11 protein-coding genes and 1 pseudogene are annotated in these 16,001 nt (G+C 52.8%); 6 read left to right on the plus strand and 6 right to left on the minus strand.

What is annotated here, in order from left to right; genetic code table 11:
- Nucleotides 1-5: 5 nt before the first annotated feature.
- Nucleotides 6-926, minus strand: a complete 921-nt coding sequence (locus tag GS646_RS00510; protein WP_165590777.1) for a sulfurtransferase — start codon at nucleotides 924-926, stop codon at nucleotides 6-8.
- Nucleotides 927-1,342: 416 nt separating this feature from the next.
- Between GS646_RS00510 and GS646_RS00515 the strand changes: the two genes are divergently transcribed.
- From GS646_RS00515 to GS646_RS00530, 4 genes are all read left to right on the plus strand, one after another.
- Nucleotides 1,343-2,473 (plus strand): tetratricopeptide repeat protein, encoded by a 1,131-nt coding sequence (locus tag GS646_RS00515; RefSeq protein ID WP_216600518.1) that lies wholly within the window; start codon nucleotides 1,343-1,345, stop codon nucleotides 2,471-2,473.
- Between the two features lie 816 nt (nucleotides 2,474-3,289).
- Nucleotides 3,290-3,862 carry a carboxymuconolactone decarboxylase family protein gene (locus GS646_RS00520; protein WP_171187960.1) on the plus strand — a complete coding sequence of 191 codons (573 nt, stop codon included), beginning with the start codon at nucleotides 3,290-3,292 and terminating at the stop codon, nucleotides 3,860-3,862.
- Nucleotides 3,863-3,992: 130 nt separating this feature from the next.
- Nucleotides 3,993-4,865 (plus strand): methyltransferase domain-containing protein, encoded by an 873-nt coding sequence (locus tag GS646_RS00525; protein ID WP_253746786.1) that lies wholly within the window; start codon nucleotides 3,993-3,995, stop codon nucleotides 4,863-4,865.
- Between the two features lie 150 nt (nucleotides 4,866-5,015).
- Nucleotides 5,016-5,942, plus strand: coding sequence for an SAM-dependent methyltransferase (locus GS646_RS00530; protein ID WP_171678602.1), 927 nt, complete (start codon nucleotides 5,016-5,018; stop codon nucleotides 5,940-5,942).
- A 526-nt stretch (nucleotides 5,943-6,468) separates the two neighbouring features.
- Here the strand turns inward: GS646_RS00530 and GS646_RS00535 are convergent.
- The 3 genes and pseudogenes from GS646_RS00535 to GS646_RS00545 form a co-directional block, all read right to left on the minus strand.
- Nucleotides 6,469-7,810: pseudogene (locus GS646_RS00535) on the minus strand (IS3 family transposase).
- A gap of 346 nt (nucleotides 7,811-8,156) precedes the next feature.
- Nucleotides 8,157-8,573, minus strand: a complete 417-nt coding sequence (locus GS646_RS00540) for a c-type cytochrome (RefSeq protein WP_171648774.1) — start codon at nucleotides 8,571-8,573, stop codon at nucleotides 8,157-8,159.
- A gap of 141 nt (nucleotides 8,574-8,714) precedes the next feature.
- Complete coding sequence (locus GS646_RS00545; RefSeq protein ID WP_171187954.1) at nucleotides 8,715-9,674, minus strand: DMT family transporter; 960 nt, start codon at nucleotides 9,672-9,674, stop codon at nucleotides 8,715-8,717.
- A gap of 269 nt (nucleotides 9,675-9,943) precedes the next feature.
- Between GS646_RS00545 and GS646_RS00550 the strand changes: the two genes are divergently transcribed.
- The gene (locus GS646_RS00550; protein ID WP_253746787.1) at nucleotides 9,944-11,446 is read left to right on the plus strand and encodes a phospholipase D family protein; all 1,503 of its coding nucleotides are present in this window, start codon (nucleotides 9,944-9,946) and stop codon (nucleotides 11,444-11,446) included.
- Nucleotides 11,447-11,505: 59 nt separating this feature from the next.
- Here the strand turns inward: GS646_RS00550 and GS646_RS00555 are convergent, their stop codons facing one another.
- Nucleotides 11,506-12,846, minus strand: a complete 1,341-nt coding sequence (locus GS646_RS00555) for a serine hydrolase (RefSeq protein WP_171648776.1) — start codon at nucleotides 12,844-12,846, stop codon at nucleotides 11,506-11,508.
- Between the two features lie 363 nt (nucleotides 12,847-13,209).
- Here GS646_RS00555 and GS646_RS00560 point away from each other — a divergent pair, with 363 nt between their 5' ends.
- Nucleotides 13,210-15,171 carry an amidohydrolase gene (locus GS646_RS00560; RefSeq protein ID WP_171648778.1) on the plus strand — a complete coding sequence of 654 codons (1,962 nt, stop codon included), beginning with the start codon at nucleotides 13,210-13,212 and terminating at the stop codon, nucleotides 15,169-15,171.
- A gap of 55 nt (nucleotides 15,172-15,226) precedes the next feature.
- Here the strand turns inward: GS646_RS00560 and GS646_RS00565 are convergent, their stop codons facing one another.
- On the minus strand, nucleotides 15,227-15,913 hold the full coding sequence (locus GS646_RS00565; RefSeq protein WP_171187946.1) for a YbaY family lipoprotein: 687 nt from the start codon (nucleotides 15,911-15,913) through the stop codon (nucleotides 15,227-15,229).
- Between the last annotated feature and the right edge of the window lie 88 nt (nucleotides 15,914-16,001).

Genomic DNA, 16,001 nt, shown 5'->3' on the forward strand with positions numbered 1-16,001 from the left:
TAATCTCACGAGGTTTCAACCGGAAGGCTCTCATCGGCGCTCCACTCAGCCCATGAACCATCGTACAGGCGGGACTTTTCGAACCCCATTTGGCGCAACGCAAGGAGCCCACAAGAAGCAGCTATGCCACGGCCGCAATAGGCGATGACCTCATCGTCAGTTTGAATTCCCTTGTCCTGATAGTGCTTGAGGAGCTTGGAATGATCCGCCAACTTGAATGAACCACGTTCCTTTAGTTTAGCTGCACGTTCGGCAATGGGTATGTGTGCCAAATCCGGATCGATGTTCGATATCGCCGGTATGTTGACGGCACTGGGAATATGTCCCGAGCGACCTCCCCATGTGTGAACTCCGTCGCCTCGGAAGAGGTTGTTTGGTAGAAAGTCCACAATTCTGACTCCGGGCTTACCCATCGCATCCAAGACATCAGCTTTGCGGGCAATCCAATTGCTCTGCACTGTTGGTTCAAAGTCACCATGCTCAACGGTTAGATCGCCAGTTTCAGTGGGTCGACCTTCGAGTTTCCATTGCTGCAAGCCGCCGTCCAAGACCTGCACGTTTTTATGGCCATAGTGCGAGAGTGCCCACCAAAGACGCGCAGACGCCAATGGAAGCCCGGAGTCATCGTAGACCACGACATGACTGTCGTCGGAAACACCCAACTCACGCATCCTTTCCCCGAAGTCCTCTGGGCCGAGCATCATGTCGGGAGTGTTCTGAGTGCTGTCTGCAAGCTCCGTCGACATGCCAACATACACGGCGCCAGGAATGTGCTCGGCCTGGAACTCGCTCCTATCGTCATAGGCTACGCCCTTGCCGTTTTCCTCCCTAAACTTCCAGCGAACATCAATGATGCGTAGTTTCGGGTTAGTCAGGTTATCTGCCAACCAAGCCGTATCAATGAGCGGGCGAGTTTGGGTTGTCATACCTACTTTCTCCTCTAACCGGACGCGGGGCGAGCCGTACGGAATAATCCCCAAAATTGCTTTCGGAGTCCAATTTTGGAAAATCGGGATTTGATAAAGTAAATATGATTTAAACGGCATGTTGATGATTTCATGAGACTTCTGAAAGAAACGGATGCTGAAATCATGGCGCCTCGTAACGTCGATTTCCTTTGACTCGTTTATGGGTAGGCATGCTCATATAGCTCACTGACGGACAGGTTTGGTACAGAAAGTGGAAGGTTTGGATGCTTGAAGATCGGTACGGAAGCCCGCTAACGACCACATCACAAACTGCGCGAGACGCCTACGTTGAAGGCATCGACCGATTTCTGGGTGCTTTTGATGATGTTGAAGAAGCTTACCGTTCTGCAATGCAGGCAGATGATAGCTTTGCCATGCCCCATGTCGGGCTTGCGCGCTACCTTGTTACTGTCGGGCGTGCACAAGATGCAAAGCGTGAAATAGCCGTCGCAAAGGAACTGTCGCATGGCGTCAGCCCGCGCGAAGCCGCGCAGATCGACATTATCAGCGATCTCATTGAGGGGCGTGCACCGCAGGCCTACAGGCGCATCCGAGATCACGTCACAGACCATCCGCGAGATATTTTGCTTGCTCAGACATGTACCAGCGTATTTGGCTTAATAGGGTTTTCAGGTCAGGCTGGACGCGAGGCGGAGCAGCTTGCGTACACAACCATGTTGAAGCCGCACTATGGCGACGACTGGTGGTTTCTCTGCCAGCATGCATTTGCCCAGATGGAGGCCGGACAGATCGGCCCGGCCGCGGAAAACATCGAGCGCGCGCTTGAGTTGAAGCCAGACAGCGCACACAGTGCACATGTCAGGGCCCATCTCTACTATGAGAACGGGGAGACGGACGCTGGCTACGCTTATCTGCGCGAATTCTGGCAAGACTATCCCTTCACGGCGTATCTGCACTGCCATCTCAGTTGGCACGTCGCTCTGTGGGCGCTTGAGAGCGGCGATGTGGCAGGTATGTGGAAGCTGTTCGATGATTATGTTTCCCCCGACCGACCTCCTGCGCCGCCACTTAACGTTTTGACTGATAGTGTGGCAATAGTTCACCGCGCCTTTTTGGCTGGCGAGCAAATTCCTCAGGAGCGTTGGCAACAACTCAGCGACTATGCTGTTCAGTTCTTTCCTTCACCTGGCTTGGCTTTTGCGGATGTTCACGCTGCTCTTGCGCATGCGATGGCTGGAAACAGAGAGCGTCTGGAAGCAACCATTGAAGGCGCAAAGGGACCCGCAGGCCCCACCGTTGCTTTGGTAGCAGGCGCATTCCGTGCGTTGGCGGATGGAAATGCGGACGAAGCGATTGAGAAATTCGTAAGTGTCATGTCTGAGCACGAACGCCTTGGTGGTAGCCGGGCGCAACGCGACATTTTTGAGTTTTCATTGGCGCATGCGCTGGCAATATCGGGACAATCGAATGAAGCTCGACGTATCCTCAACATGCATCGACCGCATACCTCTCACGACCATGCAGTTGCCACGCTAGAAGGGTAGCGTGCCCGTGTATTTGACGCCCGCAATGTGCGCTAGTTACATGTTTTCAACGCCACTTAAAACGGAAGCTGTCGCACGACGCTGCTAGGCCCCAAAAGTGTTAGTTGGCGGAAAAGTCCAATCTGACTGCTGACATCATGGATATTGCCCATGGGGTACTTAAGAACCGTTTTTTGACTTCATCTAACACATCAGCCAATGGCGTCGGTTCTACAGGAAAAGTGGTCAGAAATCTTGTACGCACCCCTTCCGGTATTTCAGACCAAACGGGACGATCTCGAACGTCTCGTGTATGGTCAATAGCGACATCCACAATCTGATGTGCTTGCTCACGCGTGTTCTCCCATTTTGGTGGGTCAAACTCTCAAACAATGACCTTTCCGACATAAATCAATTCCTCCCAAAAGCACTTTTGGCACGAGTTCTCGACAGGGCGTCCAAAGACCATGCTTAGTGAGGGCTGCATTTGCAATCCAATAGCCTCGTAAGAGGCACGGAGTGAGACTGGAAGCGGAAACGGTCATACATATGATCAGTTGTAGCGGCGGCTTCGCCCGCAACACGGAAATCACCACGCTTGGATGTGAAGCTCCGGTTTGGAACTAACCCGGACATTGCAGACTTACGAGAACGGCTCAAATGAAATTGCCTTTCACCAATCGACGAACATCCTGCGGTGTCGTCAGGCAAACCTGCTGTTTGCAGGCTTCCAGCAGAATCTCTGTGCGGAACCCGGAATTGCTTTAAGGTTGCGTAAACACCGTTGGTTCCTCACGGGAGACGAGGATTTCCAAAGCAAGATTGAAAGAGAATTGAATGAAACGCCTGTTTCCATCTCTGCCGGAGAACGCGACACTGGGAAGTGTCTATCAAGCCTTTCCAGACAAACTTTCTCCACTTTGTGTGTACGAAAGCCTTGTGATGAGGGGCGAGAGCGACCTCTCGGTTGCTGAACGTGAACACATTGCGGCCTATGTCTCGGGATTGAATGCTTGTGCGTATTGCCATGGGGCGCACATCGTTTTCGCCAAAGCCTACGGTATTGAAGTCGAGACAATCGACGCACTGATGGAAGACCGCGATACGGCGCCCGTCGAGGATCACCTCAAACCGTTGCTGGCATACATTGAAAAGCTCACTGTCTCGCCATCCCGAATGACAGAAGCCGACGCTAGAGCAGTCTACGCGGCAGGCTGGTCGGAGAGTGCGCTGTTCGATGCTATCCAAGTTTGCGGTGTCTTTAATCTCGTGAACCGCTTCATAGAAGGAACAGGTGTCCAAAGCGCTGGCACCGACCCAAGAGAAGCGGACGAAGCCACTTTAAACCGATGCCGCAGTGACAGCTTCTATACCGATTTCGGACGAGAGAACGGCCTCGACATCCCTTGAATTGATGTTGTTCTAACGTTCGAAACGCCACGAAAAGCTGGTCCGATAGAGCGGCAGATGCATCCTTCGCTCTCGGGGTTAAATCATTCGTCGGATCAAGTCGGCGCAGTGAATTTTTGTTGGTGGATCCATGTTCAAGCCTAAACGATCCATCCTGCTTTTCGTAGATAACTCAATTTCTGATAAGGTTTTGGGGGCATGTGGGCTTTGTAAGGGTGGAGAGTTGCTTAAATTTGACGCTGAAACGACGAAATTACTTGAAATCGCCTATCAAGGCGCAGAACTGACGCGGCGAAGACAGGCTTCATTTGATGCGCTGTGCCCGGCTCCTGGTGAAACTATTTTGGACATCGGTTGTGGCAACGGGATGTTAACAGTTGAGTTGGCCCGGGCAGTTGGCTCGGATGGCTATATCATCGGGATCGACCCAAGCGCTGACATGACGGCAGCTGCTAGAGAACGGGGCAGCGACTACGCAAACGTGGAGTTTCGTGCTGGTGCCGCAAATAGCTTGCCCATTGAGGATGAGAGTGCTGACAAGGCCGTCTCGGTACAGGTCTTTGAGTACATCGAAGACGTAGACGGTGCGTTGGCTGACACGCTGCGGTGCGTCAAACCCGGCGGGCGGCTTGTAATCAGCGATCTACACTTTGGCAGCTTGATCTGGTTCAGCGATGAGCCCGACAGAATGCAAAAGATGCTGACATCCTGGAACCAGCACTTTGTGAGTGGTTCCGTCCCGGAAAGACTGCCTGCACTGATAAAGGCTCGCGGTGACCATGTGGAAGATGTTTTGTCGTTCACAATGACGGATCACCAATTGAAGCCTGATGGCCTCGCAATCATGATGATGCACCTTATCCAGCAATACGCTGTTGCAAATGACCATGTTGATCCCACTGTTGCGCAATCGTGGTTCGACGAGCAACACAGCCTTGCAAAAGTTGGGCGCTTCTTCTTTTCGATGACCCAATTTATCGTCGTGGTGCGCAAAAAGGGTTGATGGTTCTACAATACTACCACTTTGACCTTGGCCGTATACGTAACCCGTATCATCTCATCGCTTATGCGAGATTGGACGCCCCCATCTTTGACTTGGACAAAAATAGATGACCTCTAAAACCCTTGATACTAAAGTCGTGGGGAAACCACTGTGTTCTATGTTCCAGAAACAACCCAACGCGGCTTGAGCCGAACGGCCCTCGGCGTCTGTGCCTTTTGCGCGATGGTGAATAGAAATCCGGCCTATCGCGATGTCTTTTACGATCCTTTTGCGGAGCGGCTTTTTGCCGAGGGGGCGGTCCATGGTCAGCGCATTCTAGACGGATTGACCGACTGGCCATCCGTGCTCACTTTCGCAGACGAAAAGGGTATAGCTCGACGACTTATAGCCTCCGTTTTGTGGCGCAAGACTTTCATGCAGAGCCGGGCCGAACAAGCTATGGCCGACGGTGCTCAACAAATCGTGGTCCTTGGTTCCGGACTTGACACAATTGGCCTGCGCTTGTTCGGCAGCTATAGCCAAGTCCCTGTGTTTGAAGTTGATCGGCCTGAAACGATAGACGCTAAACGCATGCTGATTTCTCAAAACTTCGGTGTTCCGCCGAATATCCGCTATACCGCAGTTGATTTTGCACGTGAGACGACACTGAAAAAACTTTTGGAACTCGGCTATGACCACAACGCCGGAACCGTATTTATCGCGGAAGTCTCACTGGAGTATGTCCCGCCTGCTGAGGTCGCTGAAGTCTATCAGATGGTGAGATCCAACCGGTCGCGTGCGACCCGGTTTCTGACAAGTTTTGCGTTTGCCGCAAGTGTTTCCCAGTCGATGGGCGAAAGCGACGACATCGGAAATGCTGTTGCGGGTGCGGGAGAACCGTTCCTGTTCAATGTGGCCCCCGAAGAGGTATCCGACTTTGCTACTGAGCAGGGCTTTTCTGTGCTCGAACACCTTTATGGTAGCGCGCGCATCGGAGACTACGTGAAAGCGCTGGGGCTCAGCATTGATGCATTGGACTTTCCCATTGAACAGCTCGACGCCTCTTCGTTTTCTCTCTGCCAATTAAAACCACATTGAGTTCTTTGATACAGCACAGTTTGAAGGTTGTTTAGTAAAGTGGCGTTCAGCTTTTTCATTTCCTCACGTATCGCGAACTATGGGCACAGCGGGCATTCGAAACGATGCGAAGAACGGCAACAATGCCCGCATATCGCAGGTCACCACGCTTGGACTAAAAGGTCTACTTTGGGCTTCGGGTGGCCAATTTTGACTACCGCAGAGAACGGCAGCACGGAGCCCCAAGTGGACCTGCGGGCTTCGCCAAAGCTATCGCAATTTAGAGGCGCAAGTGTATGTTGTCAGCGGGCGCTTTAAGTGGCTTACTTCTGTCAGCCCCAGTTCAGATTGGTTTCTTTGCGGCGGCGGTCTCGGGTCCAAAGATGTTTTTTATCTCGACCACCAAGTCGGCGGAAAACCCTCCATTCTTAGCGTGACTATAGATTGCCTCGGCATTGTCGGCTTCATGGGCGTGTCCGTCGTCAGGGATTTTGGGACAGATGGCCGCCTGAGCTAAGAGAGGATCTGGCGCATCTGTTTAGTTTGATTATGCGGCGGATTTGCGGTGGAGCAAGCGCCGGGTTTCGATTGTCTTCCGTTTGATCCTTTCTCGTTGTTTCAAAATGGTGTGGCCGCGCTCGAAGTAGACATCGGCCGGGGTGAGGTTTTGCAGGCTCTCGTGATAGCGCCGGTGGTTATAGTGATCGACGAAAGCATCGATCTGCTGCCTGAGATCACCGGGCAGGTAGTAGTTTTCCAGCAAGATGCGGTTCTTCAAGGTCTGGTGCCAGCGCTCGATCTTTCCCTGAGTTTGCGGATGGTATGGTGCCCCTCAGACATGATCCATTTCCTGATCTTCCAGCCATTCAGCAAGTTCACCAGAGATATAACTGGATCCGTTATCACTGAGCAGCCGTGGCTTGTGGAAGACGGTCGCCTGGGCACAGCCCGAAGCCTGCAAAGCCAGGTCCAGCGTATCGGTGACATCACCGGCCTTCATCGTCGTGCAGAGCTTCCAGGCGATGATGTAGCGGCTGTAATCATCGAGGATGGTCGATAGATAGAACCAGCCCCAGCCGATGACCTTCAGGTAAGTGAAGTCGGTCTGCCAGAGTTGGTTCGGCCGAGTAGTTTTGTCCCGGAACTCGTCGGCCGCCGATAGAACACATAGGCCGGGCTGGTGATCAGGTCGTAAGACTTGAGGATGCGATAGACCGAAGCCTCTGACACAAAGTACTTTTCTGTGTCGGAGAAGCGAACAGCCAACTCACGCGGGGAAAGCTCACTTTCCTTCAAGGCCAGATCCTTGATCTTCTCGCGCACTGGCGCGGGAATGCGGTTCCAGACCCGTGATGGCTTGGGACTACGATCCTCAAGTGCCTCAGGACCACCCGACAGATACCGGTCGTACCAGCGATAGAAGGTTGACTTCGGGATGCTCAGCTTTTCCAAAGTGCGCTTGGTCGGGAGATGCGAACCTTCGACGAGGCGGATGATCTCCAGTTTTTCGGATGCGGTATACCTCATTCGTCGTCGCCCCCATCCGCGATCATGCTTTTTTTGAGCAGGCGCAGTTCCAGGGCCTGTTCTGCCACAACTTCTTTCAGATCGCGGGCCACACGGCGCAGGCCTTTGACCTCGGTCGATGTCGCAGCACGTGCCGTGTCGCCTGCCAGACGTTTCTTGCCGGCTTCCAGAAAATCCTTGGACCAGCTGTAGTACAGACTCTGGGCGATGCCCTCTCGACGGCACAGCTCCGCAATGCTGTCCTCGCCCTTCAGACCGTCCAGCACGATCCTGATCTTCTCTTCAGCTGTATATTGCTTGCGCGTCGCGCGGCGGATGTCTTTGACAACTTTATCGCCGTGGCTCTGCTTGGTTCCGGTCATGCGCTACATTTGATCCACTGGATCAAATGCTTAACGCTTTGACCTATCTCATCTGCACTCCTTGGCGTTTACGATGAGCCAGAAACCCTCTCTTATCAAATCGACCTAAACTGTCCCATTGGTGCTGACGTCAGACAAGCCAATAAAGGTCGCTCATGTCATCACTCCGTTTTTGGAGCCGTGAATCACGCCGCGCAGCGAAAATCTATGCATCCTGATCCTAAGAGCATTGGTGTAGTCCGCCTTGGACTTAGAGCGGTTATTCGTTGTTTCTTGGTAATGTCGGCACCTGCCCAACGCAGCCCAGTGCAGTGTTCTTTAGCGTACTCAAATGCTGATCAGAACTTCACGGAACATAACGTTCCGGCTTCGGAGACTGAATACTCTCCAAATACTCAGCAACTTCGATAAGTCTGGAAGGAATACGCGTAACCAAACCATTCCCCGTATCGAATTCGACAGTAGGGCCGTCATTCAACTTAGTGATTATGGGCACGTCATCGCGAGGTTCTTGAACTTTCAAATAACCGTCCAAGATCGACATGACCTCCAACATGGGCCACACGCCCCCCCTGCGTTCGGAAATCTTTGTTAAATCAGCAGGCTGTGTTTTCAATTCATTGGCGTCAGACCCTTTTCCTGTTGCATCGAATCCGTGACATCTGGCGCAATGCTCAACAAAGAGGTCTTTGCCAAGATCCGAAAACTTATCGGCCGTAGATACCGTTGCAACCGAAGAAATGCCAATGCTTGCAACGATCAAAAAGTGCCTCATAAGCCGGAGGTCCTTTGCTAAACGAAAGTTCACTACAACAAAATGGACCGACATCTTCCCCCGGTCAACGTCGGTCCTTTAGCACATAACGTTCGCTACCCGCTTCGAGCCGCAAGCAGCCAGTGATGCTCACCTCAGAGAACGGCAGCACCGAGCCCAGTACCACCGCCTTGGTGATTTTGCGAGCACGGTAGATACGGTGCGCGTCTTTCTACTCCTTGTGATCGCGATTGCGCCCAGCACTAAGGCACATGCAAAAGCCTGAGAAAAGGAGATGGCTTCGCCAAAGGCAAGACATCCCACTGCAAACATCGTGGGTAATTCGATGCTTCCGACGACCGCAGTTTGGGAAGCCCCAATAACAGGTGAGCATATCGTGTAGATAAGCTGGGGCACGAAAGCGGTCACCAGACCAATACCAACAATGAAAAGCCAATCGGATTGTTCCCTTGGGAGAAGTTCTCCAACCTCAGCACCAAGGATGAGCGGTGCGAGGCCCAGTACAGACCCGAGAGAAACTGACGCGATACGTGCCAACGGCGTAATCCGTGACAACCTGTGGACCAGGACGCAAATTCCGAAGCCAAACCCAAATGGGGCGGCAAGGGATAGCAGCAGTTTTGGTAGGTGTTCCGCAGCCAATGACGCAGGCGAGCCAGCAATAACGGCTGCCACCACAATCAGACCAGCGGCCAACATGGCGCGTCGCGTGGGTGCATCGCCAAACACAGCCCAAGCAATAACTAAGGTGAACACCGGATAGGTCATGTAGAGCACACCTACTGTCGATGCGGGCAGCGTCTCCAGCGCCGTTACATATCCGATCCAGCCAAGCCCCATTACGGCTCCGGCGGAGAGACCCCAAATGATCTCTCGCCATTCTTTTCGATGCACAATGAGAACAGGAAGCAGAAGAAGAGCCGCAACAATGTATCGGTAGAATGCGACCGCATAGGGTGCAACGCCCTGATCGGTCAGGCTGCGGCTGAAGTAGGGAACCAGCCCGAAACAGATTGAAGCAAAAAGAACACCAATAACCGCAAATGCGTAAGGTATGGGCGTTCGATTTCGCGCAGATGTCGTGGCCATAACCTGGAGCTATCACGCATTTGCATCTTCGTCTTTAGAGATTCTACGAATGACTGCTTTGTCCGCATTGCAATCATTGAGCGGAATTGAGCGAACGTCTGCCTTGAGCCCAAAGCGAACAAACTTTGGTGCTCAGTCTATTGCTCCGATCCAAACTCTTGAAAAACAATCTGTGGATAGGCCAATCTCAGCTGCAAGGATAATCCGAAGCGCCATTTATGGAACCCTGAATGCGGCTAATCAGAATATGTTTGATTTTGGTGGCGATGATGGCCGTGGCCATAGCCGGGTTAAAGTGGACCTTTCCACTTCCTGATGAAAATTTTTCTGAGCCAACGTTTAAGCAAGATGCCGATTGGGACGGGCCACTTGGTGCAACAATTAAAAATGCACTTGAACGTAACCCTGGGCTCGACGGTGTAAGGCCTTTGGGCAATGGACGCGCAGCTTTTGCGGCCCGAGCGATCCTCGCGAGAGAAGCAACATCCTCAATCGATGCTCAGTACTACATCTGGCAAGATGACGTTACCGGCCTGATGCTTCTGGAAGAGCTTAGGGCAGCAGCAGAACGCGGCGTGCGCGTCAGATTGCTGGTCGACGATAACGGCATTTCCGGGTTGGATGGTTTTCTTGCCGAACTGGACGCCTTGCCACATGCAAATGTACGCATTTTCAATCCGTTCACTTTGAGGAACCCAAAACTTCTGTCCTATGCATTTGACTTTGGTCGCCTGAACCGGCGGATGCACAACAAGTCAATGACTGTTGACGGGGTCGCCACGATAGTTGGGGGACGCAACATTGGTGACATCTATTTCGATTACGGGGCGGGAACGCACTACCTAGATGTAGACGCGATAGCCATCGGCCCGATTGTGGATGAGGTATCGCAATCCTTCGACGCATATTGGAACAGTGCCTCCTCGTACGACGCCGAGCTCTTTTTGGCACCTCATGTGGAGCAAAGTCTGAAAGCAAAGGCAGACGCCGCGCGCCAGACTGCGGTTGGCGCAGGTTATCAAAGGGCAATTCAGGATAATGAACTGGCCGACCGGATAGCGGCACATGATCTGAAGTTCGAGTGGAGCGAAGTCACGCTTTTTGTCGACGACCCGTCAAAAGGGTTGGGCGAAGTCGAAAGAGAAGACCTGATTGTCGAACAACTTATCGAGTTCGCCAAAACCTCTCAAATCTCATTGGACTTGGTCTCTGCGTATTTCATTCCGGGGGAACGAGGGGCGGAGGTTCTGGAAGGGTTGGCAAAGTCCGGAGTGAAGGTCCGCGTCTTAACCAATTCACTGGATGCCACGGATGTAATGCCCGTTCATGCGGCCTATATGCGTTACAGGGAAGACTTGCTCAACAGTGGTGTAGAACTACTTGAGCTTCGAGCTTTGCGGCGTGAGCATCGCGAGCGCAGCCTGCCCGAGATGCTGGCTGGATCGGCGTCCGGGCTACACGCAAAAGTCTTTGGATCGGATGGAGAACGGATCTTTATAGGCTCTTACAACCTCGACCCCAGGTCCGCGCGGCTGAATACAGAAATGGGTCTTATGATCGAAAGCCCAACTATAACTAAGGCGCTTGCGGAGCAATTGAACCGGCCTGAGTTTTCTTATCGCGTCGAACTTAACGACAGCGGCGAGATGATCTGGCTGCAAGTAGAGCAGGATGGGACAGTCACCATTCATACCGCGGATCCAGAAACCAACAATTTACAGCGTGCCCTGACGGCCGTGGTCAGGTGGCTGCCGGTCGAATGGATGCTCTAGTCACCAAACGACCGACAATCCATTGACCTGCGGCCAGAGATGCCAGTGCTTGATCCGACTTACAGAGAAGTCACAATGGCCCTAGCGTAGGCTTCCATGTCGATACTGGCACCTCCGGTTGCGTACCAAACCATGACGGCATCTTTTCCTGGCGAGACATAAATTCCTTGGCCATTCATCCCACTTTTGTAGAAATCGCCATCGGCAAAAACGGCATCCCATTGGTATGCGTTTGCCATCGGTTGTTCACGGAATGCGTCAGAAAGGTGTGGGCCAAGTGTTCCCTTCATGTAGTTTTCGGCGACACCCGCTGTTTGGATCGTGTCGTTCATCTTTTCAGATACAACGCGGTCTGACGCTGTCTTGTCCCAGCTTGGCGTGTAGAGCAGACCAATCTTTGCCATGTCGATCAATCGGCTGCTGATCAGGCCGTGTATTATGCCGTTTCCTTGAGGTGACAACGCCAGGGTGGCATCGCCAGTCATTCCAGCTTTGCTCCAGACCCGCTCCGTGATCGCTTCACCAAGTCGCTGGTTCGTAACGGCTTCAATGACAAGACCAAGCATTTGTGTGTTTGCAGAGGAGTATTCGAAAGCCTCAGCCGGTTCCCGCAGTTTGGGTATAGCAAACAGGGCGTCGTTATGAGTTTGCAGAACGCCTTCTTCGTTCGGAACACCAACCTCAGCCCTGACAAAGCGCCCATATGGTGTATCGCCTCTGCGTGAGAGGGGGTTCTCTTCCAGATCTAAACCAGACTGCATGTTCAGGACGTCGATGACCTTTATGTTCTCCCAAGCTGTTCCCTTGGTGCCATCTACAAAATCGCCAACAGTTTTCTGAACGTCGATTTTACCCTCATCTTCCAATTGACCGATCAGCAAGCTCGAGAGAATCTTTGCATTGGACATCCAAACGTGGTTGTCCGTCCGGCGCATTCCTGGGTAGGCCTCGTAAGCTATTTCGCCGTTGTGAAGAACCATAACGCCCTGCACTGTGGAATCGTCGGCATTAATCATCTCGTCGAGCGAGACAGCATTGCCGTCAGCGCCCGGGACGCTCGTCGTGCCTATGGCATCGTTAAGGTTTGTCGCAAGCATCGCGACGGCCCCATCGCGGCGAATAACCGAACTCGGCAGGAACTCGGCGAGGTTCATGTATGAAAACGCCCCGGCTTCGGTGATGTCGAGAAACTTCTGCAAATTCCATTCAGAACTCAGGTCGTAGGCTTGCTCGGCTGTGTAACCATTTCGCAGATTACGGATGGAAAAGTCTTCTCGCGGCGTCGCGTATGGGTCGTCTTCAGCATGTGCAGGAGATGTTCCAAGGCTTTGCATAATCAAACCTCCAATAAGCGCAAAAACTGGAAAATTGGACTTTGAAAGTAATGAAGTGTTTGGCATGGCAGTATCGCTCCAAATGAGTTGCAACTGAAGTACGGCCGCGGACGGCTTATCAAAATCTGATTTTCAAAGAACTGAACACCGTAGTTTTGCCCGGCAAAGCATAGTCCGATTTATCGGGAATTCGACAATTAATGCCGTTCTCCGTTGCCTGGTGAAATATACACTTTGTTCGCATTACAGTCATTCTGTGAATTTGGGCGAACGTCTGCCACGAGACTACAGCGGGCAACGTAAGTCGCCTTCAAGTTTATGTTGCTCAGTCAGTATTGAGTGATTGACGGCTTAGGTTGACACATCACAGACCGGCCTGCTCTGATCGAAGCAATTTATTCATGTCCGTAATCCCATTCGGAGGCATCAATGAAGTTCTTTAAGTCTCTCACAGTATTCGTTTTCGCATTCATGCCGCTTCATAGCGCTGCACAGTCCCCCTCATTGCAAGACGCCTTCGACCGTTTTCCTGAGTTTCCCGGCACAACTGTCTACGTCGGTGGAGAAGTTCTCACAATGAACCCGGACGCCCCGTTGGCCGAGGCAGTGGCTGTCAGAAACGGTCGAATTACTGACGTCGGAACCCTGGAGGAAATCGAGGGCCGCCTACCTGAAGGTAGCTATGCAATTGAGCGCAGTTTTGAAGACAAAGTCATTGTGCCTGGGTTCATTGAACAGCATTTACACCCGCTTCTGGGCGCGCTTGCGATGATGTCGGATGCCATCATTTCCATTGAGGACTGGCAATCGCCGGCCGGATTTGCGCCTCTTGCCAATAGCGAAGAGGAATTTCGCGCGCGCCTGTCCGAGGTAATCAACACATATGATCCCAGCAGCGGGCGGCCGTTGATGGTCTGGGGGTATCATGCGTCATGGCATGGCGACATGAGTCGCGCGATTTTGGACGAACTAGCCCCCGACATTCCGCTGGCTGTATGGCAACGCTCCACCCACGAGATGTACTTCAACTCCGTGGCCCTCGAACAACTGGAAATCACCGAAGAATACATTGCCAGCTGGTCGAGCGAGTTGGCTAGGTCTCAAGCCAACCTTGAACAAGGCCTCTTCCTTGAAGCCGCATTCTGGGAGCATGTGTTCTTTGAGAAGTTTGCTCCGGCCTATGCGTCTATCGACAGGGTCATGGAGGCGCTGGAGTTCACAGAGGACTATTATCATCGCAGCGGGATCACGACCCTTGCAGAGCCTGCTGGCCCTGTGGATCAGAACGCCCAAGCACTCGTAGCAGAAGCGTTCGGGCCAGACGACACACCTTTCAACTTTTACTTTATTCCGGACGGTCGGACGCTTGGCGGTTTGTTTCTGAACACAGAGGGCCCCGAAAAAGTACTAGCCGAAACCGAAGCCATGCTGGCGTGGAGCGAAGGCCGAACCCAGTTCCTACCTAAGCAGGTCAAGCTGCTGTTGGATGGAGCGATCTTCAGTGAATTAATGATCATGCGCGACGGCTACCTGGACGGGCATGAAGGTCAATGGATTATGACGCCCGATTTCTTCAAACAGGTTTTCGACCTTTATTGGGACGCAGGCTTTCAGGTCCATGTTCACAATCTGGGAGACGGCGGCCTAGACATTCTTCTGGATGCCCTCGAAGCAGCCATGCAGCGCAATCCGCGATATGACCATCGCACCGTCGTCGTGCACTTTGGCTACGCTCAACCTGATCAGATCGCACGCATTAAACGTCTTGGCGCGATTGTCAGCGGCAATTCCGTTTATACGCCGACGCTCGCAGATCGCTATGCCGCAGGCAGCGTCGGTAGCGAGCGTACAGAGCGCATGGTGCCTTTAGGCGATGCCATTCGAGCAGGTATCCCCTTCTCGATGCACTCGGACATGCCGATGGCTCCTGCGGAGCCGTTGAAATACATGTGGGCTGCTGTCAATCGGATATCCACGAGCGGTCGCGTCGTCGGTCCGGACCAGCGCATCAGTGCCGAAGACGCTTTGGAAGGTATCACCATCGGCGCAGCCTATTCCCTGCAATTGGAGGATGAGATCGGTTCCATTGAGCCCGGCAAACTAGCCAACTTCACAATCCTCGAGGAAAACCCGCTAACTGTGGATCCTTTGAAGCTGGCCGATATCAAAGTGTGGGGCACTGTGCTTGAAGGCCGTCTTCAGCCCGCTCCTCCCGCAGCAGATGCAGACCTTGACGAAGCCGATTCAAGCCAACGCATCAATAATCCGGAACGTGTACTGATGGCGTCACTACGCCACGCACGCAGTAAGGCCCACTACCACGATCACTCGCAAACGACGCGGTCTAACATCTATGATCCACTTGGAGTTTCGACCTTCGATTCTCGTTGATCGTCGGTAGAACAAGTCGGACGATTGTCCCAGCTCGCTCCGATAGGCGCAGTGCTTATTCTGTTTTTTTGCGCAGGCGCAGAACCGTCACATCCGATGCGTTCCTGAGCGCCAGGTTTGTTCCGTTTGTCACGTAGCCCACTGCCGCGGACAAGGCTTTGATCGTATCTGCCTCAAGCTTTTCCCGCTCCTCAGGGCACGCCATCTTCGTTCCTGCGAAGTTGTCCAGCATGCTGAACTTACCATTGGCTGCGTCAAGGGTTCCTGTAAACCGGTTACACCCACCGTACAGGCCAAACTGGCCATCTTGTTCAACTGTCAATGAAGGAGGGTTCTCAGCAATGAGCATACGCCCTGCGATCTCGTAAATTTCCCAAGCGGTATCGTAGATCGATTGGTCTGGGTCGTTGCCCGCGGCTCTCCTGGGCATCATCTCTAAAACGAGTTCAGCAGAATCTGGTTCGCCACGGGTCAGCACAGGTGTCGCTGTCGTTGAACGAAACATCACGTGATCGTCGGAAATGATCCTGGCAGCCACTGTGTAGTTATGGCGCTCATCGATGAGATCTGTGTCGAAGGCAATTTCAACTGTTCTGGGGACACCCGCAAGTTTGAACCTCTGGGAAGACAGCCGAACCGAAGGTGTATCTGCACGCGAAGTATCCAGGAGTTCAACTTCCAATACGGCATGAGGTGGAAGAGCGATCCGCTCCCGGTAGGTCACAGTGGTTTTCACATGCATTGTCTCAGCGACTCCAGACGAAGCGATAGAGTGCAGAACAGCTGCTCCGAGCCCAAAGCGGACGACGAAAAGATGGCCAATCGATAAT

This window comes from Ruegeria sp. HKCCD4315, assembly GCF_013112245.1.
GTDB lineage: Bacteria > Pseudomonadota > Alphaproteobacteria > Rhodobacterales > Rhodobacteraceae > Ruegeria.